At 39.4% G+C, this 18,625-nt stretch carries 12 protein-coding genes and 1 riboswitch; of the genes, 4 read left to right on the top strand and 8 right to left on the bottom strand.

All coding sequences use genetic code 11. From position 1 onward, the window contains the following. Positions 1–67: 67 nt before the first annotated feature. Together U859_RS0124710 and U859_RS0124715 are read left to right on the top strand one after the other, a co-directional pair. Positions 68–1,750, top strand: coding sequence for a PNGase F N-terminal domain-containing protein (locus tag U859_RS0124710; protein ID WP_025145938.1), 1,683 nt, complete (start codon positions 68–70; stop codon positions 1,748–1,750). 457 nt (positions 1,751–2,207) lie between these two features. Next, a complete protein-coding gene (locus U859_RS0124715) occupies positions 2,208–5,087 on the top strand; it encodes a DNA gyrase/topoisomerase IV subunit A (protein ID WP_025145939.1) in 2,880 nt (959 codons plus the stop codon). Between the two features lie 338 nt (positions 5,088–5,425). Here U859_RS0124715 and U859_RS0124720 read toward each other — a convergent pair whose 3' ends face one another. From U859_RS0124720 to U859_RS0124760, 7 genes are all read right to left on the bottom strand, one after another. Further along, on the bottom strand, positions 5,426–6,712 hold the full coding sequence (locus U859_RS0124720; protein ID WP_025145940.1) for a hypothetical protein: 1,287 nt from the start codon (positions 6,710–6,712) through the stop codon (positions 5,426–5,428). A gap of 130 nt (positions 6,713–6,842) precedes the next feature. Then, positions 6,843–9,926: a collagen-like protein gene (locus tag U859_RS30640; RefSeq protein WP_025145941.1), complete on the bottom strand. Its 3,084-nt coding sequence runs from the start codon at positions 9,924–9,926 to the stop codon at positions 6,843–6,845. A 38-nt stretch (positions 9,927–9,964) separates the two neighbouring features. Continuing rightward, positions 9,965–10,309: a hypothetical protein gene (locus U859_RS0124740; RefSeq protein ID WP_025145942.1), complete on the bottom strand. Its 345-nt coding sequence runs from the start codon at positions 10,307–10,309 to the stop codon at positions 9,965–9,967. Between the two features lie 30 nt (positions 10,310–10,339). Next, positions 10,340–11,482: a type IX secretion system outer membrane channel protein PorV gene (gene porV, locus U859_RS0124745; protein WP_025145943.1), complete on the bottom strand. Its 1,143-nt coding sequence runs from the start codon at positions 11,480–11,482 to the stop codon at positions 10,340–10,342. Positions 11,483–11,512: 30 nt separating this feature from the next. Beyond that, on the bottom strand, positions 11,513–12,004 hold the full coding sequence (locus tag U859_RS0124750) for a T9SS type A sorting domain-containing protein (RefSeq protein ID WP_025145944.1): 492 nt from the start codon (positions 12,002–12,004) through the stop codon (positions 11,513–11,515). Positions 12,005–12,193: 189 nt separating this feature from the next. Then, positions 12,194–12,841, bottom strand: a complete 648-nt coding sequence (locus U859_RS0124755; protein WP_025145945.1) for a response regulator — start codon at positions 12,839–12,841, stop codon at positions 12,194–12,196. Continuing rightward, positions 12,834–15,893, bottom strand: a complete 3,060-nt coding sequence (locus U859_RS0124760; protein ID WP_025145946.1) for a sensor histidine kinase — start codon at positions 15,891–15,893, stop codon at positions 12,834–12,836. The genes U859_RS0124755 and U859_RS0124760 overlap by 8 nt, the downstream gene beginning before the upstream one ends. A 258-nt stretch (positions 15,894–16,151) precedes the next feature. Beyond that, positions 16,152–16,236: riboswitch (TPP riboswitch) on the top strand. 40 nt (positions 16,237–16,276) lie between these two features. Here U859_RS0124760 and pnuC point away from each other — a divergent pair. Next, positions 16,277–16,903, top strand: a complete 627-nt coding sequence (gene pnuC, locus U859_RS0124765; RefSeq protein ID WP_025145947.1) for a nicotinamide riboside transporter PnuC — start codon at positions 16,277–16,279, stop codon at positions 16,901–16,903. 17 nt (positions 16,904–16,920) lie between these two features. Beyond that, a complete protein-coding gene (locus U859_RS0124770) occupies positions 16,921–18,009 on the top strand; it encodes an acyl-CoA dehydrogenase family protein (RefSeq protein ID WP_025145948.1) in 1,089 nt (362 codons plus the stop codon). Here the strand turns inward: U859_RS0124770 and msrA are convergent, their stop codons facing one another. Then, positions 18,010–18,552 (bottom strand): peptide-methionine (S)-S-oxide reductase MsrA, encoded by a 543-nt coding sequence (gene msrA, locus U859_RS0124775; protein WP_025145949.1) that lies wholly within the window; start codon positions 18,550–18,552, stop codon positions 18,010–18,012. Positions 18,553–18,625: the final 73 nt, after the last annotated feature.

Raw genomic sequence — 18,625 nt, forward strand, 5'->3', positions numbered from 1 at the left:
CTTCGTCGGCTGAAAAAGCCTGCTCGCAATGACGGATACTTTATCTATATTTGGTTTTTTAACCACAATGAAACATCTCTACATCCTCGTTTTCTCTGTTTTTATTTCTTTTAACCTGCAGGCGCAGGGCGTACTCAAAAGTAATGCAGTTTATAAAATAACTTATTCCCGTTCGGCTGATGGAAAACCAAAGGAAGATCGAAATCCAGCCATAACAATCACTTCAACTAAGCAGAATTTAATCAGCAATACCAATATTTTAGATCGTAAAGCGAAATATCCTTTCGAGCAAAGTATCGTAACTAAACCTGAACAAATTTTATTTCAGGTGGCCGATTTAGGTATAAATAACCAGATTGCCACTGCTGATAGCGCCGCAATTGGTAAGCAGGTTTTTGAGTTTGGTACCGAAACCAAAGTAATTTTAGGCTATACCTGCAAAAGGGCAACAACCGTGGTTAACTCTAACCGGATCGATTTATGGTACACTACCGATGCAGGTATAAAAGCTGCGCCAACGAGTTTAGGCCAAAGCCTCGGACTGGTTTTGGAGCAGGTGCGTAATGGGAATAGTTTTGTTACAGCTACAAAAATTGAAGAAGTTAAGAATACACAGCCAATTGATCTGAAAAAGATAGTGGCTAAACTAACAGATGGATTAACTTATAAAGATTTGCTTTGGAAAAGCAGGTTTACCACCTTAAAGGTTTTTGATAACGAAACGATTAATTTTATAGATAAACCACAATCAAACGATTCTATTTTTCGTTTTGCTGGTGGAACGGTAATCGCCAGAAAAGTTAAATTCCCTGTGTTGGCCAATCCTGATGTATTTGTCGATTTAACCGAACAATCAAACGGTGATGCATATGACAGGACGGGTTCGGTGTTTATCATCCCAACAGATAAAACCGTTAGCTTAATGGATGCGCTTAAAAACTCGGTTAAAGCGCTGCCGGTTTACGATAATGGAAATGGGAAGCAATACCAGGGCGTTGTAGCTACAGCAAATTATAATCCCGTAATCGAATTGATGCGGTTTTTTACCCCTTTTGGTGTGGGTAAGTACAATACTTTAAAATTAAAGGATAAAAACTGGGCGGAGAAAGTTTATTACCGTCAGGATGTTTCGGAATTATTTCCGCTGGTAAATGGAAAAGAAGCCTGGGTAGCTGTTTTTATTGGCAACTACGATAAAGGCGGGCATAAAGTTTCATTAAACATTACCCTGCATAACGGTGGAAGATCAAAAGAAGCTAAAGAAGTGATTTTACCTTTATTCAACTCAACCAATGTAATGGAAATGGCCGGACAGGAATATGCAACGATGTTCAGCAGTGATAAAGGACTGGAAGTTTCTTTTACTTTAACAAAAGATTTAAAGGATGCGAAACTGCGTTACATCACCACAGGGCATGGCGGCTGGGGAAATGGCGATGAGTTTGTACCGAAGAAAAATACGATCTGGCTTGATGAAAAGGAAGCCTTTGCTTTTACACCATGGCGACAGGATTGTGGATCGTACCGTTTATCGAACCCGGCTTCGGGCAATTTCGAAAGTGGACTTTCTTCATCGGATTTAAGCCGTTCTAACTGGTGTCCGGGTACGGTTACCAACCCGAACTGGATTAGCCTGGGTGATTTAAAAGCTGGTTCGCATACCATAAAAGTAACTATCCCGATGGGTAAACCGGAAGGAGGCAGCTCTAGCGCCTGGAATGTTTCGGGGGTGTTGTTGGGCGAGGAATAAGTTCTTTAATTACCTCATTAGTAACTTAGTCTGAGCCTGTCGAAGACCCTTTAATTGTCGAAAACAAAAAGCGTTTATCCTTCGACAGGCTCAGGATGACAATATTTTTTGTTTTCTCCTTAAGCTAAGGATATTGGAGGTGGTTCTATGCACCCTGCAACCTTAAATAGTAGCACAAAACTATTTTTCTAAACCGGATTGCAGGGGAGATCCTTTTTTGTGATTTTGGGCATGGCTGGGAGACAAAAAAGATCGTATCGGAAAGCCGGAAGTAACACTTAATAAAACTTACGCAACGCTGCTTTCCAAATCAATACAAATAAATTTAGATTTTGGCAGGTGAGACACCAATTGACAGGATCGAAAAACAAATTTCCCATCTTGAAATGTGAATAACCTCTCTTCATTCTGTGCAATCATTTTTATTATATTTACGGCTGCCAATTTTTGTAAATAAATGAGTGAAGAATTAGATCAAAACGTAAACGAAGAGCACAAACATACCATAACCCCCATTAACGGTTTATACGAAAACTGGTTTCTCGATTATGCGTCTTATGTAATTCTCGATAGGGCTGTTCCACACATACACGATGGTTTAAAACCTGTTCAACGCCGCATTATGCACTCGCTTAAGGAGATGGATGACGGACGTTTTAACAAAGCGGCCAACGTAATCGGTAATACAATGAAGTATCACCCGCATGGCGATGCCTCTATTGGTGACGCGATGGTGCAGATTGGACAAAAGGATTTATTGATTGATATGCAGGGTAACTGGGGTGATCCGGTTACAGGCGATAGCGCTGCGGCACCGCGTTATATCGAGGCCCGTTTATCGAAATTTGCCAATGAGGTAGTTTTTAATCCAGATACTACGGAATGGCAGCTCAGTTACGATGGGCGTAACAACGAACCGATTACTTTGCCGGTTAAATTCCCGCTGCTGCTGGCACAAGGTGCAGAAGGGATTGCTGTAGGTTTGGCTACCAAGGTAATGCCACACAACTTTATCGAACTGCTGGATGCCTCGATAGAAGCGTTACAGGGCGTTCGTCCAAACATATTACCCGATTTTTTTACGGGTGGTATGGCTGATTTCTCGAATTACAATGAAGGACAGCGTGGCGGTAAAATTCGCGTACGTGCAAAAATTACGGAGAAGGATAAAAAGACTTTGGTTATTACCGAAGTTCCGTTCAGTACCACAACGGGTTCGGTGATTGATAGTATTTTATCAGCCAATGATAAAGGCAAGATCAAGATCAAAAAGATTGAGGATAATACCGCGGCCCATGTAGAAATTGTGGTGCACCTGGCACCAGGTATCTCGCCCGATGTAACCATTGATGCGCTTTATGCATTTACGGCCTGCGAAGTATCGATCTCGCCAAATACCTGTATTATCCAGGGAGATAAACCACACTTTTTAAGTGTGAACGATATCCTGATCGAAAATACGAAACACACCAAAAGTTTACTCAAAAAAGAACTCGAAATACGCCTGCATGAACTACAGGAAAAGATTTTCTTTAGTTCATTGTTAAAGATATTTATTCAGGAGGGGATGTACAAAAATCCTGAATATGAAAACTCGACCAATTTTGAAAAGGTTGTAGAAGTATTACATATTTTATTCGATCCTTTTAAACCTTCTCTTTACCGCGAAATTTTGCCTGAGGATTTCAAAAAGCTGATCGACAAACCGATGAGTAGCATCACCCGTTTTGATGTGAAAAAGGCGGATGAGCAGATGAAAAACCTGGAAGATGAAATTAAAGTGGTTAAAAACCATTTAAAACACCTTACGGATTATGCCATTGCCTGGTACCAGAAGCTGAAAGATAAATACGGAAAAGGCAGGGAACGTAAAACCGAAATCCGTTTGTTTGATCGGGTAGAGGCTTCGAAAGTAGCGCTTGCCAATGTGAAACTCTACATGAACATGGAAGATGGTTTTATTGGAACAGGATCAGGACTAAAGAAAGACATACATGTTGCCGATTGCTCGGATATTGATGAGGTAATTGTTTTCCGTGAGGATGGAAAATGCATCATTACTAAAGTGGCCGATAAAACCTTTGTGGGTAAAAATATCATTCACGCACAGGTATTTAAGAAAAATGATGAGCGAACCATTTACAACATGGTTTATAAAGATGGCGCAAGTGGTACATCATACATTAAAAGATTCGCTGTAGTTGGGGTAACCCGCGATAAGGAATACGATTTAACCAAGGGCTCGAAAGGATCGAAAGTTTTATATTTTACTGCCAACCCGAATGGTGAAGCCGAAATTGTAAACGTTGCACTAAAACCACACTCTAAACTGCGTAAATTGCAGTTCGACCAGGATTTTGCAGAAGTAGCCATTAAAGGACGTGGCTCGCAGGGGAATATCATTTCGAAATATCCTGTTAAAAAGATCATTTTGAAAAGTAAAGGGGTTTCTACCTTATCGGGACTGAAAATCTGGTACGATGACCTGCTGAAACGCTTAAATGTTGATGGACGTGGAAAATACCTGGGTGAATTTGATGGCGACGACCGCATTTTACAAGTACACAAAGATGGTTATTATGAGTTAAGTTCTTTCGAACTGAGCAACCACTTTGATGATGGCCTGATTGTGATCGAGAAGTTTGACCCTGAAAAGGTTTTTGCCGCAGTACATTTTGATGGCAAGGCACAGAACTATTTCATCAAACGGTTTGTGTTCGAGTTACAGGCTAACGGCAGAAAAACCATTATTATTAGCGAAGAGCAAAAATCGAAACTATTGTACCTCACTTCGAATCCTGGCGCAAAGGTTATTGTTGATGTGTTGAAGGGAAAAACACAGATTCCGGAAACATTGGATTTAATCCTGTCAGAACTGATCGATGTTAAAGGTTTAAAGGCTAACGGAAATCGCTTATCTCCACACGATATCCAAAAAGTGGTATTGGAAGAACCTGAAATCGAAGAAGAAGAGGTTGAAGAAACTGTTGCTGAAGAAGGAGAGGAAGATGGGCTGGTTAACGAAGACAATGGGGCTGAAGAAGAAACAACAACAGAAACCGAAACCGCTACGGAGGTAACCGAAAAACCTGCAGCCGAAAAGCCAAAGCCAAAATTCGAACGCAAGGAAGAACCTGTTATTAAAGCTGAAAAACCTGATGTAACAGAAAAGCCTGCTGTTGAAGAAAAGCCAGTTGAAAAACCAAAACTACAGCCTGAGCAAGTTAAAAAGGAAGATGCTAAAGCGGAAGAAAAACCTGCAAAAAAGATTGATTTAGAAATTACCAATCCAGACGACATAGATATGGATGATAAGGGGCAACTGGGGTTGTTTTAATGCTCAGAGGGGCGTTATGTCGATCGCAAAGTAGAGATCTTTGAATTGAATATAATTCAAAGATTTCTCCATTCTGCTACCGATGAAAAATCGGAGAGCATCATCCGATAGCTATCGGATCGAAATGACGGACCAACGGCTATCTGACTAAAAAATAAAGGCAGCAACATCTGTTTGATCTGCGTTTCTATCTTTTTAAATCTGGGGGAAAAACTCATTATAGTTTATGTAAAAGGGTGTTTCCCGCAGATCCCGTGGAAAAAAGGCGCAGATTTAAAAAGATGAGTCAAGTCGTCATCCGACCGCAGCGGAGAGATCTTTGAAATCCTCTTTCTTTACTAAAGTGTTTTTGATTTCATCTTCGCTAAGCTTTCTGCAAAGAGCTTGGTGGGCAGACCATTAATTTCGGCCATGTTTATTGCAGCTTCCTGCGCTTTAATGGCTTTTTTGAAATTCTGCAAAGAATAAAATAAATGAGCTAGAGTATCAAAATTATTTGGGCTTGGGTCTAATTTAATAGATCTTTCGCTCCATTTTACAGCCTTTGACAATTGTTTAGGGTTCTTAGTGCCTGAAATATAAAAATTCCATGCTACCTCATTTAACCCATTTGAAAATGATTTGGCTTTCCAGCCTGGCTTAAAGCGTAATGTACTATCTGTTTGTTCTAATAATTTTAACTTTTTAATGCTATCAATTTTAACGGTCATGTAATATTTATCATAGTGATTGGCTGCTATTTCAAAATAATTAACTGTGTCTTTAATCGCATTATAGTAAAAGAGCATTTTTTCGTTATAAATTTTTTGTCCATTATAATGATCGTTTTGCCATTGGTTTTTATAAAAAATAGCCGTGTTTTGAGCATCAGCCAAACAAATTGTTTTTATAGCATTGGTCATTGTATTATTGGCAATAACATTTAAGATAAAACCTCTTTTTTGTGATGATTCCTTTTTAAAAATGCTATCTATAATGGCACGGTTTGTAAAAGCTTTTATGTATGCCGGTCTATTAATAGTTGGGCCTGCTTCAAGTATGTATAATACTGTTCGATAATCATTAAAAGATTCCGGATTCAGTTTTTTAACATATTGTTCAATATAATAGGCATTATTTGTTACGCCTTGCTTTTTAAGTACATCTATTAACTGTTTTAACTTAGTTACATCTGCAGTATCTTTTAGATAATCTTCTTTTGCTTTCTTAATGGTTATTTGTTGCGAAGCTTCTTCCGCATCTTTCAATATATCTAAAAATCGTTCTTTGGGTGCATCAAATTCTAAGCTTCTGTAAAACAACTCCATATTACTATGTAAAAAAAGATAAGTTGGGCAGTTCTGGATATTATAATATTCATTTATTGCTTTTAAAGTAGTATCACTGTAATTTGTTTCATAGGTAACAAAATGCATATTTACTTTATTTACAATTTCCTGATCAATAAAAAGAGGATTTAGCTTTTCCGTATTTGTGTTTTCTAAATTTATGATTACTAAAACACCCTTTTTTTGATAACGTGCCATTTGTAGTGCATTTTTTAACGAAGGGCTATAATTAAGTTTTTGAGCAAATAAAATTGAAGGCAAGAATAATAAGAGAAGGAGTGAGAGTGAAATTTTCATGATAATCGCTTTCTATAAAGATAGCGAAACCCAATTGAAAAAGAAATCGGATTGATGAAGGTTCCTTTAAAAACATAAAAGGCTCCTAATTTTACATCAGGAGCCTTTTTCCTTAAAAAAGTATAGAACGTTATTTAATACTGACCAGTACCTGGATTTTTCCAACAGTTTGCTGGTTAAAATCCTGCAGGGCTTTACCTAAAACCTGGCCTACTTTAACCTTATTTAAATCTGCTTTCATGGCCACGCCATTTTGTGATGAAGTTACCAGCATATCGCCTCTTTTAATCGCGCCACCTTCTAAACAAACTTTGGTCGGGATTACCCCAATTACACCCATTGGCACTTTACCAACAAGTTCTGAATCTATATTCTCTTCGGTTAACAAAACCCCTGGTTTGGTGGCATAAACCCCTGCTACCAGATTAGAATAAGCACCGTTTGATTTTTCTACCGCTCTGTCTCTGTCAGTAGAAATAATAAGGATATCTCCCGGTTCAAAATCTTTCGTTTCTCCGTTTACATCAAATGCCTCGGCTATGTCGGCTCCACCGTTCTGGGTGCCATCGTTAAAAAAGCCTTTTCCAGCTTTATTGATTCTGGCCACATTTGTGCCAGCGCTCTGACCGATAAAGATATTTCCCGAGGCACCAGTGTGGTTGATCAATAATGCCGATCCGGTACCTGCATTGGATACATTTAAGGTTGGCTGTCCATTGGCAGTATTGAAATTTGCAAAACGGCCGGCTCTTCCAGTTCCGAAGTTTGGTGTCCAGCCATATACCGCACTTCCTGTCCCATCATTAGAAGATTCAATACCATTGCCATTTTTACCTGCATTTGCAGTAATTCCGTTTCCGTTACCTTCGGTAAGTGCAATAAGTGCGGGTCCGTTTCCGGCTGCATTTGATGAATAGAACAATCCACCAAAACCACCCGTACCTGATGACAATCCATAGACCCCGGCAGTTCCGAAATTGGCAAAGATGGAGTTTACTTCTCCTTTAACAGCGGCGGAGGTTCCTTGGGTATTATCCACTTTAAAGTTGCCTGCTGTACCATTACCAACAGTTTTTACGGTTAAAGCATCAGTATTGTTTGCTGTATTAAAGTTTTCAAAATGAGCAGCACGACCGGTACTAAATGATGGAACCCAACCATACACCGCATCTCCTGTGCCATCAACGTTAGCTTCAACAGCATTACCATTTTTACCTGCATTTGCCGTAATGGCATTACCATTACCATCCGTTAAGGCAATAAGTGCCGCACCGTTACCTGCAGGATTAGAGGCATAAAATAAGCCTGCCCTACCTCCGGTTCCGGATGATACACCAAAAATACCCGATGCACCAAAGTTGCCGAAAATAGTATTAACCTCTCCGCGAACGGCGGCACCCACGCTATTGGTATTATCAATTTTAAATGAAGCTGCATTTCCAAGCGTATTATCAGGTATATTTCCATTACTATTTGATGTAACCTCTAATATATTTACATCTGTGTTTGTTGCATTGGTATTGATGAATCTACCAGCCCTGCCTTTACTTCCGCTATTTCCAACCTCGCCCTGAACAGCCACACCAGTACCGGTAGTATTGCTGGCGATAAAACCACGCACACCAAATCCTCCGCCATCGTTGCGGCCAACTACCGCACCGGCAATATCGCTGGTGGTTAAACCAACAACGGCTTCTCCTCCGCCTGTATTCTGACCCAGAACACCAGCTGAAGTTTGTGCGCTTGCAATCCCGTTTATGGCCAAACCGCTACCAGTTGAGCTTCTTACCCCGATACCATTTCCTGTTGTTGAAGCGTTGATTACTATTCCATTTCCTAGTGTATTCACATTCAACACATTATTTGCATTTGCATTGTTAAAAATAGAAATACTGGCAGGGATTCCATTGGTTGATGTTGCCGTTAAACCTGTTCCTGTATTGCTATTGGCATATACACCTGTTCCTGCAGCACTCGAATTTCCATAAACACCCAAACCATTTGGTGTTACACCATACACTCCCCAGCCGCTTCCGTTCTGACTGCCCCAAACGCCAATGCCCAAACCGCCGGTACCATTGTTGATACCACGTACACCCGAAGAAAAACCTCCGGGAGCAGTTGAATTTACAATTCCCCTTACGGCAGTAATACTGGATGAAGTGGTGTTGTTGATTCCTTCAACTGATGTTCCGTCGCCGTCGTTTGTGATTGAAAATAAGGTAGGTGCCGAGTTCTCTGTAGCCACGAATGGAAGTGTTAACGAACCGCCAGCATCCGTTCCAGGTGCCCAGGTTGTTCCGTTATATTTTAAAACCTGTCCGTTAGTTGGCGCTGTAGCTGCAATAGCAACATTCTGAAGGCCTTTTACCACCGGATTAGGATAGTTTCCACTCAAATCGCCGCCTGCGGCTCCGGTTAATGCGCCCGCAGGTCCAGCTGGACCTATTGGCCCGGCAGGACCGGTTGCACCTACCGGGCCTTGAGTTCCCTGAACACCAGCAGGGCCTACAGGACCTATCGCTCCTGTTGCACCAACCGGCCCCACAGAGCCTTGTGCACCGGCAGGACCTACCGGGCCGATTGCCCCAGTTGCTCCTGTTGGACCTGTAGCGCCAATTGCACCGGCAGGACCAGTTGCACCTACAGGGCCAACTAATCCTTGTGGACCTATTGGACCAGCAGCACCTGTAAGTCCGATTGGACCTTGAGCGCCAGCAGGGCCAACAGGACCTGTGGCTCCAGTTGCACCAGTTGGACCGGCTGCTCCGGTTGGTCCGGCAGGACCTGTAGCACCTGCAGGGCCTGGATTACCTGAAGCTGCATATAAGGCAAAAGGTACACTCATTAATTGTGTTGCCCCCAAATCGGTAAAAGCACCACCACCAATAGCAAGTTCTACTTTTAAATACTGGTTTGCATTTTGCCAGGGCACGCCTGTTAATGTTCCTGTAGATGGGCTTCCTTTACCAATCTGTAAGGTAAAAAGCCCTAAAGTATTGGTAGTAAGATCGTGGGTTTCCTGATATTGTACAGTGCCATTCGCACTTGCTCCAAGTATTGAAATCCTCACCTTTACATTTTGTTTGGCAAGTACAGTTCCATCGTTATTGCGGGCAACTGCCTGATAGTTGATCCCTGTTAATCCGCTTTGGGCAAATACTTTTCCAAAAAAGAGCAGGGTAACCGCAACTATGAGCGTAAACTTTTTCATGTTGAATAATTTAAGTAAAGAGGTATTAGATGTATATTTTACTGTTTTGTAGTGCTTTCCTGTTGCATAGGCGGTTGTTTAACCTCTGCTTTTGGTTCGGTTTTATCAACTTTGATTTCTGATTCGGAAACCATTTTGGCATTGCTTACCACATTTCTTTTGGCTGCAGAAAAAGAAGATCTTTGTGTCCCCTGGGTATAGTTTTGAAACAGCCTTTGTTTGGTAGGTGTAGCAACATCTTTTTTTGCAACTTCTTCCTTCTGCTTTTGAGCCGCAATTTCGGTCTCTTTATTAGGGAACAAAGTATTGATGGTTGATTTCTGAGCCTTTGCATTTGCGATACCAATAACGATCAGCATCAACAGGAAAAATAATTTTTTCATCTTTATAGGTTGTTTAGTAGGGTTTAATATTTAATCAATGGCATAGCTTAAGGTAAATTTGATTCCATTTTTAAGCACATAACGCCTTGCTGTCGGAGCGATATAACTCATGTCGAACTGGAAAGCTTTTACTTTTAAGCCTAGGCCAGCTGAAACATGCTGTCTGTTGCCTTTTTCAGGGTCTTCGTAAAAATATCCGGTGCGGAGAAAAAACTGGTTCATATAGGCAAACTCTATCCCGCCGGCAATGGTAAATTCTGATATTTCCTCACTAAAACCACCTGGGGCATCAAAAAGAGAAGTGAATAAGGCACTTGGAACACTTCTGGTCGGATCTTTGCCTTTTTCAATTTCATTTGTTGCTATTCCATTTGCATCAAGTTTATACCTTGGTGGCGAAGGGATCATCAATTTGTTTACATCTACAAGAAAGGTAAGGCTGTTCGATTGGTTTTTTAACAAAGTATATCCTCCGCCAATGCGTAAATTCATAGGTAGAAACGATTCGCCTGCAGAGGCCGAAGAATATTTTAATTTGGTGCCCACATTGGTTAAACTCACGCCCCAGGCATAGCGTGAATTATTTAATGTTTTTTCAGAATATACGCTGATGTCGGCTGAATAGGCATTAACAGGATTTACCTGTAAACCGTTAAATGTTCCGTTACCCAAATCACTTCTGATAAAACGGCCGGTTAGGGCAATGGCAAAATTATTTCCAAATTTTCGGGAGTAGGTGCCATCAATAGCAAATTCGCTGGCATTGTACTGTTGTAAAAGTCCGCCGTTTTCATCGCGGAAATTAATGCTACCCTGATCGAAATACCTTAAAGAAACACCAATTACTTCTTTATCGTTTAACTGATGGTAGGCATTTAAATTGCCGAGGTGCAGGCTTTTATCAATTTCCCTCATCCACGGCACATAGGAAACACTTATGCCTGTTTTATTTGCGAAAGAAAGTTTTGCACCGTTAATAAAATTAGAATTTGCATCACTGGTTAAACCTGTTCCTGCCTCTCCAACACCTGAGTTACGTGCATCAGGACTGATTAATAAAAAGGCCGCACCAGTGGTTACCGTACTGTATTGATTTTGAAGCTGTGCCTTTGCGTAATTGACCGAGCAAAGCAAAATCAGTACAACGTATGCAGTTTTGATAAGCGTTTTCATTGACGTATTTTAGATAGTTAGCAGTTAGGTTTATTGTATGATGAGCTTTTCAGAAAATGTCCGGTAATTAACGTAGAGCACCACGTGATACACGCCAGAGGCCAGTCCATTTAGTGGTATTACATATTCGATTTTGCCTGCTAAGCTGGTAACCGAACTCGAATGCACAATTTGGCCTGCATTATTAACCAGGTTGATTACCACCTTGCCATCAGTTAATAAATCGAAGTCTACTTTTGTTTTTCCAACAGCAGGATTAGGATATACCCGCATGTTGCCAACGGCGTTAGGCACAAAGTTGGAGGCTATAATTTCTGGCTGCTGGAAACCCTGTGTAAGCATAATGCCAGCACTCTGCAGCGTTAAGGTTGCTACTTCGCCAACAGTAAACTGCACTAAAGTAGCTCCAACTTGTGCACTCCCGCCAGTACTGGCCACTACGCTACGGGTAAGGGTAGACTGACCATAAGATTTAAACAGGCACAGAAAAAAAATTAAAGAAAGTAAAAATACCTTTTTCATAGAGCGCAGGAAGTTTGTTTAGTTATGGTTTATAGAATTAGCATTCTATATTTTCAACCACAATATTCATCTTCCGGGATATTTAAGGAATGAGCATTAATGGATGACCATTACAAATTGACAGAAAGCAATCTGTTATTTCAATACGCTTTTTACGGTATTTTTTAAATGAACACCAATGAACAAAAGTTATTGCAAGCCGAGGAATGCCTTGTTTTCCAAGGCATATTTAACAAGTGAAGCGGTATTATTTAAATTAAGTTTATAAAAGATGTTTTTACGATGGGTATCTACCGTTCTGGTGCTTAAAAAAAGCAGATCAGCAATTTCTGCGTTGGTATTACCCTCAATGATAAGGCTCACAATTTCCAGTTCGCGGGAGGAGAGGAGGTGTTTGTTCTTTTTATCCTGGTATTTATTGCTTAATAAAAATTCTTCGAGGATATTTTGGAGGCTTTCAGATACATAATATTCACCATTGTAAACACAATCAATAGCTTTAAAAAGGTGTTTATCGTCGGTATCTTTAAATAAGTACCCTTTTGCACCTGCTTCGAGCATGTTCAGTACATTTCTTTTATCGTTAAGCATCGAAAGTATAATCACCTTAATATCTGGATAATCCGACTTTAAAATTCCCAGGGTTTGATAACCATTTAAAACCGGCATATTAATGTCCAGTAAAATTACATCCGGGCGTTCATTTTTAATAAAGTCAATTACCTCAGCACCATTGTTGGCGACAGCAATTACCTTAAAATCGCTTCTAACCGCCAAAATAAGTTTCAGTCCGTTAATCAGCACATTATGATCATCTGCAATTAATATCTTAATCATTAACTTTTGGTTTTAAAATCCTTTTCAGGTTAATCGAGATGGTAACTGCAACACCTTTCCCTGCTTCCGAATCGATATCTAATTCAGCCCTTATGGCTTTAATAAGTGCCTCGATATTAAATAAGCCATATCCTCTTTTTACTGTATTATAGTCGTATCCCTTACCGTCGTCCTCATAAAGTAAAATCAGCCTTTCGTGGCGGTTAATGATGACGATATAAATATTTTTTGCGGCTGCATGTTTAATGGTATTGTTAATCAATTCCTGGCAAATCCGGTAAATGGCATACTCTGGTGTACTTTTAAGTGCAACGGTAAACCCTGAGTGATCAAAATGGATGTTGATGATTCCCATTTTGTTAATGCTGTCTACAAGGTCTTCCATGGCAACTACCAACCCGTTTTCATCAAGGGTTTGAGGGCTTAAATTGATCAGTGTATTCCTCAATACATTTACAGATGAATCGATATATTCTGTCGATAATTTGCGCAGTTCCCCACCGTCTATCATTTTATTAATATCGCCAGCCAGGAGATAATGTTTTAGGGTGGAAAGTTTTAAACCCAGTTCATCATGTAAATCATCAGCAATTCTTTTCCGGTCGGCCTTTTGAAAGTTGATCATCTGCCGCAACTGCTGTACCTGTAAATGTTTTACCCACCTGAGGTAAATAAAAAGTGCTACTAACGAAATGATGATCAAAACGAATATACTTAAGACGATGAACCAGCCTTTTTGCCAAAACGGAGCACTGATAAAGATTGATAAAACCGTTTTTTCGTTACTGTAAACATCGGTTAGTACCAGTTTAAAATTACCTGATGGCATGTTGGGGAAACGGATGCTGTTGCTGCCAAAAACAATCACTTTTTTGTTATCGTAACCGATCATCTGATATGCAATTTTTCTTTGCATAGGATCAATAAAATCCATTGTACTAAAAGCAATTGTTATCGTATTTTCATCATGGTGGAGTTTTAGATTCGTAGTGGTAATCGGATTGCCGCTGCCCTGATGGATTTGATCGTTGATCAGAATTTCAGTAATCTGAGGTTTCGAATTGCTGGTGTAAATATTCGATTTTGTGGGGTCTATCAGGTTAATTCCATTAATGCCTCCAAATGCCAATAGTTTATTGTTTAACAATACAGCAGCGTTAGGATTAAAAACCATGCTCTGCAACCCGTCGCCAATGGTATAACGCGTTTGATTATTGTTCTTAGTGTTATAGAAGTATAAGCCGTTGTTGGTACCCACCCAAAGATTTTCGTTTCCATCAGTCAATACACTGCTGCAGTTGGCATCAATTAAATTAACTTTCCCAATGACATTTGAATTGAATGTTAAAAGCCCGGAAGTAGTTGCCAGATATATTGTTTTGCCAATGCTTATATTTCCATTTATGCCATAAGGCGATCTTGCAATTTCTTTGTTGAAAATAAATTTTCCGTCTTTTAAATCTGCAAGATATATAGAGGTATAATAAGATTGGATAATAACCTTATCTGGCGCAACAGGAACTATGGTTTGGATATTTGGCCATGATATTGCGTGGTTAATGGCCCTGTCCATTTCAAAATATAAAATGTTATTTGGTTTAAGAATAACCTTGGCTATACCATATTCCGTAGCTGCGAATAAATTCTCTCCAATTTTTAAAATCTGGTTAATCTGCACTTTTCCGTTCATTTTTTCAGAAAAGCCTGTTTTTAACTGATTGAAACTTTCCTTCTTAACATCGTAAATAAAGAAAAGACCATTAGAAAGCCCTGTTAAAATATTGCCGTTATTTAATTCTACAAGTTGAGAAATGCCGAGTTTTAAAAATTCATGTTTTAATGGTTTGGTTAAATCCTGGTTATAGATTAATAAACCAGAAGTTTTTGTTCCGCACCAAAGTCCTCCCTTTTTTGGTTTTAAAATAATGCTGATATCATTTTCAAAATTAGGAGAAACAATGTCGGCCTTATCTACATAACGTGAGAAGATAACCTTATTTAGGTTGGTATAATCCAGACCGTAGCCATTAATACTTAAAAACAGGTTCTGTTTCTGATCAATGTAAATTTTTTTGATGTAATTGCCCAGTAAACTAAATGGATCATCAGACTGGTGGGTATAATCGGCAATAAATTTTTTGGTAACTAAATCGAATAACAACAGGCCGTTGTTTCTTGTGCCAACCAGGAGCCAGGGTTTATTTGGATATTTGGCTATCGCTGTTGCAGCAATGTTTTTATTGGTTTTATAAACGTTAAAACACTCGTGCTGTTTGGTTTTGATGTCTAATTTAATCAATCCCTTATCGCTGGCTAACCAAAGCAGGCTATCTGATGCCACATAAACATCGGCAATATGACTGTTAAGCGCCATATTGTTGTTATTCATAAAAAACTCCTGAACGTGCTGTTCCTTTACATCGTCTGTTTGATAGATGTATATGCCTTTTACCCCTCTGCTGATAAACCAATCGAGCTTATTGTAAAATGGAACTGGTGTAAAAATATAGCCGTTAGAATAGGTGGTGATGTATTTGGTCGTACTATCTCTATTACTGTATTTATAAACATTACCCGCCAGATAAACCCAAAGATCCTCTTGCTTGTCTATATAAAAAGGAAAGGTGTAATAATTGTCGCTCAGTTTAACACCTTTTCTGAAATTATAAAGTGTGAAATTATCCTGCTTCCTGTTGTATTTTACCAAATTGCTCTGCGAGCCGATGATTAAATCGCCATGTCTATCTTCTATAATGTTGGTAATGTAATTGCCGGGGAAAGCCTTAGCGTTATTTTTATTTTTGTAGGCAATGCAGGTTTTACCATCAAAACGGTTCAGCCCATTTTCGGTGCCCATCCATAAAAAACCATCGTGATCAACATGTAACGCCTGTATGATAGGATCGCTTAGGCCATCTTCCAGTGTAAGGTGTTTAAATAATAACGTGGGTTTTGTTTGAGCGGAAACAGATAAACATAATAACAGAAAACAGAAAATGCCTGATATCCTTTTTAATAAACTAACGCTTAAAAAATGGTTAATAAGACACATGGGATGTTAAGATGGGATGATTTAGATTTTAAATATATAAAAATATTATATTTTGCCTGTTTTATATTTGCTGATAATAAGCACATTGTGAAATTATGAAGGATAAACAGACTTTAAAATACCCTTAAATTAAAAAAGCCTATATTTGTAGTGCTCAAAGGGGTGCTTTTTGATTCCGCAATTTCTGTTGCCATCAATTTGCTGAGATTATACCCATTTTAAGGCGAAAGGTAGAAGGCTTAAAGGTTGAAGGTTTCCCCTCCACCTCTTAACCATCCAACCCTCCACCTTAAATGAACCTGATACGGATAATGCCGTCGTAGGAAGAGGTTAAATTACCATGCTGTTTCGCCCTGAAAACAGATTTCAAATTTTTATCGTAAATGGATTTTCAGGATTGGTTCAGGCTTTTTCAAGAGCAGATTATACACACTTCTTTAATTGAATGGTTCGCCGTTGGCTTTGGGGTTGCAGAAGTGTTATTGGCCAAGAAAAATAGCATCTGGCTTTACCCAACGGGCATTATTTCGATTCTGCTATCGATGTTTTTATTGCTGAACGTAAAATTATACGCAGAAACATTGTTAAGTATTTATTATTTGGTAATGAGTGTTTATGGTTGGGTAATCTGGAAAAAAAGAAAACAGGATGGAGAAAGCCAGGTATCATGGTCAAGCAATAATGAATTAACCATTGCTGTTTTAATTTCAGTTATTGGTTTTGGTGTGCTTTACCTTATATTAAAGCATTACACCGATTCGGATGTGCCTTTATTCGATGCATTTGTTTCTGCTACTGCCTGGGCAGGGATGTGGCTATTGGCCAAACGGAAAATAGAAAACTGGATATTTCTCAATATTTCTAACATCGTGGCCATTCCCTTGCTTTTCCATAAAAAACTTCCGCTTATGGCTTGTTTAACCTCATTTTTATTTATCGTTGCCATTTTTGGATTTTTCGATTGGAAGAAAATTATCAATAAAAACAGGTTTAAATTGGCTCAATCATAACAACAAAAAATATCTACATGCAAGATACATTAACCATCACCTGGCAGGAAAAAGTAAAAACCTATGCGGCACTTTCGGAAGAAATCGGGAAACTTCACCCCGAAATTTTAGAACTTGCATATCAGGAAAACTGGTTTAAACTTTTTGTGCCCGAGGTTTATGGTGGGCCAGGCAAAAAACTCCCTGAAATTTTAAGGTTGGAAGAAGAGCTGGCAGAAGCTGATGGGAGTTTGGGCTGGACAGTTACCTTATGTGCCGGTGCAGGTTGGTTTGCAGGTTTCTTAAATCCTGAGTTGGCTACAGAAATCTTCGCCGATCGCGAAGTTTGTTTCGCAGGGAGCGGGGCTGTTGGTGGAGTGGCTATTAAAACCAAAACAGGATACCTGTTAAACGGTAAATGGAATTATGCCAGTGGTGCTTTACATGCAACCATATTTACAGCAAATTGTACACTTAAAAATGAAAACGGCGAAGACATCCTGGATGAAAATGGAGCGGCTGAAATCAGGTCGTTTATTCTTAAAAAAGAAGAAGTAAATATTCTGCCCGGTTGGTCTTATTTTGGTTTGATTGCAACCGGAAGCCATGCATTTGAGGTGAAAAACTTAAATGTTCCCGAAAACCGCACCTTTAAAATCAACCAGTACATCGAAGTGGCCGATTCGGGATTCGATTATCCTTTTTTACAGCTTGCAGAAACTACCTTAACTGTAAATAGTTTAGGGATGGCCAATCATTTTATTAAATTGGTTGAAGATGCTTTTTATGTACGCACGGGTTTAAAAAGATATAGCGATGAACAGGTTTTGTTTTTCACAGATGAACTTAATGCCTGTAAAGCAGAAATCCAAAATCTCCGGTCAAAATTCTATAACTCTTTTGATGCATCCTGGGATCAGCTGATTAATAACAATAAAATTGAGGAAGATACATTGGCAGAAGTAAGTTCGATTAGCCGTAAACTGGCACATGCCTGTTGGAGAACGGCAGCCAGATTATTTCCTTACTGTGGTTTAGAAGCGGCAAAAAAAAAGTCAGAAATTAACCGTGTCTGGCGCGATATCCACACTGCCAGCCAGCACGCCTTGCTTACCTTCGAAGTTTAATTATTCCAGAAGTTCAGGCCTGATCTTATCTTGAAAATCTTTGGCAAATTTGTTTAGTTTCGGCTGAATCACAAAAGCACAGTAGGGTTTGCCCTGGTTGTCGCTAAAATAGTTCTGGTGGTAATCTTCAGCCTCATAAAACTCTGTTGCAGGGGCAATTTCAGTAACAATTGTTTTATCGAACACTTGCTCACGCGTAAGGTCAGTAATCATTTGCTTAGCCAGTTTTTGCTGGTCTTCATTTTCGTAAAAAATTACCGAACGGTATTGTGTCCCAATATCATTTCCCTGCCTGTTTAAGGTAGTTGGGTTGTGGGTTTTAAAGAATACGAGTAAAAGCGTATTGAAGGGTATCACATCCTCATCATAGGTGATCTGAACTACTTCGGCATGACCGGTATCTCCATTACATACCTCCATATAAGTTGGGTGTTTTAATTCTCCTCCCATATAGCCCGATGTTACCTGACTTACGCCATTTAACGTCTGAAATACGGCTTCGGTGCACCAAAAGCAGCCTCCGCCAAATGTTGCTGTTTGCATATCCTACTTATATAAAAACTATTCCAACTTTTTTAATCTATCAAAAAAAACTGTTTTTTGATATTGAAAGTTT

The organism is Pedobacter jeongneungensis (assembly GCF_000633455.1).
GTDB classification, from domain to species: domain Bacteria; phylum Bacteroidota; class Bacteroidia; order Sphingobacteriales; family Sphingobacteriaceae; genus Pedobacter; species Pedobacter jeongneungensis_A.

Bases quoted from the DNA above. Each gene is read 5' to 3' on its own strand.
- U859_RS0124710 (WP_025145938.1), top strand. From the start codon at position 68: ATGAAACATCTCTACATCCTCGTTTTCTCTGTTTTTATTTCTTTTAAC.
- U859_RS0124715 (WP_025145939.1), top strand. From the start codon at position 2,208: ATGAGTGAAGAATTAGATCAAAACGTAAACGAAGAGCACAAACATACC.
- U859_RS0124720 (WP_025145940.1), bottom strand. From the start codon at position 6,712: ATGAAAATTTCACTCTCACTCCTTCTCTTATTATTCTTGCCTTCAATT.
- U859_RS30640 (WP_025145941.1), bottom strand. From the start codon at position 9,926: ATGAAAAAGTTTACGCTCATAGTTGCGGTTACCCTGCTCTTTTTTGGA.
- U859_RS0124740 (WP_025145942.1), bottom strand. From the start codon at position 10,309: ATGAAAAAATTATTTTTCCTGTTGATGCTGATCGTTATTGGTATCGCA.
- porV (WP_025145943.1), bottom strand. From the start codon at position 11,482: ATGAAAACGCTTATCAAAACTGCATACGTTGTACTGATTTTGCTTTGC.
- U859_RS0124750 (WP_025145944.1), bottom strand. From the start codon at position 12,004: ATGAAAAAGGTATTTTTACTTTCTTTAATTTTTTTTCTGTGCCTGTTT.
- U859_RS0124755 (WP_025145945.1), bottom strand. From the start codon at position 12,841: ATGATTAAGATATTAATTGCAGATGATCATAATGTGCTGATTAACGGA.
- U859_RS0124760 (WP_025145946.1), bottom strand. From the start codon at position 15,893: ATGTGTCTTATTAACCATTTTTTAAGCGTTAGTTTATTAAAAAGGATA.
- pnuC (WP_025145947.1), top strand. From the start codon at position 16,277: ATGGATTTTCAGGATTGGTTCAGGCTTTTTCAAGAGCAGATTATACAC.
- U859_RS0124770 (WP_025145948.1), top strand. From the start codon at position 16,921: ATGCAAGATACATTAACCATCACCTGGCAGGAAAAAGTAAAAACCTAT.
- msrA (WP_025145949.1), bottom strand. From the start codon at position 18,552: ATGCAAACAGCAACATTTGGCGGAGGCTGCTTTTGGTGCACCGAAGCC.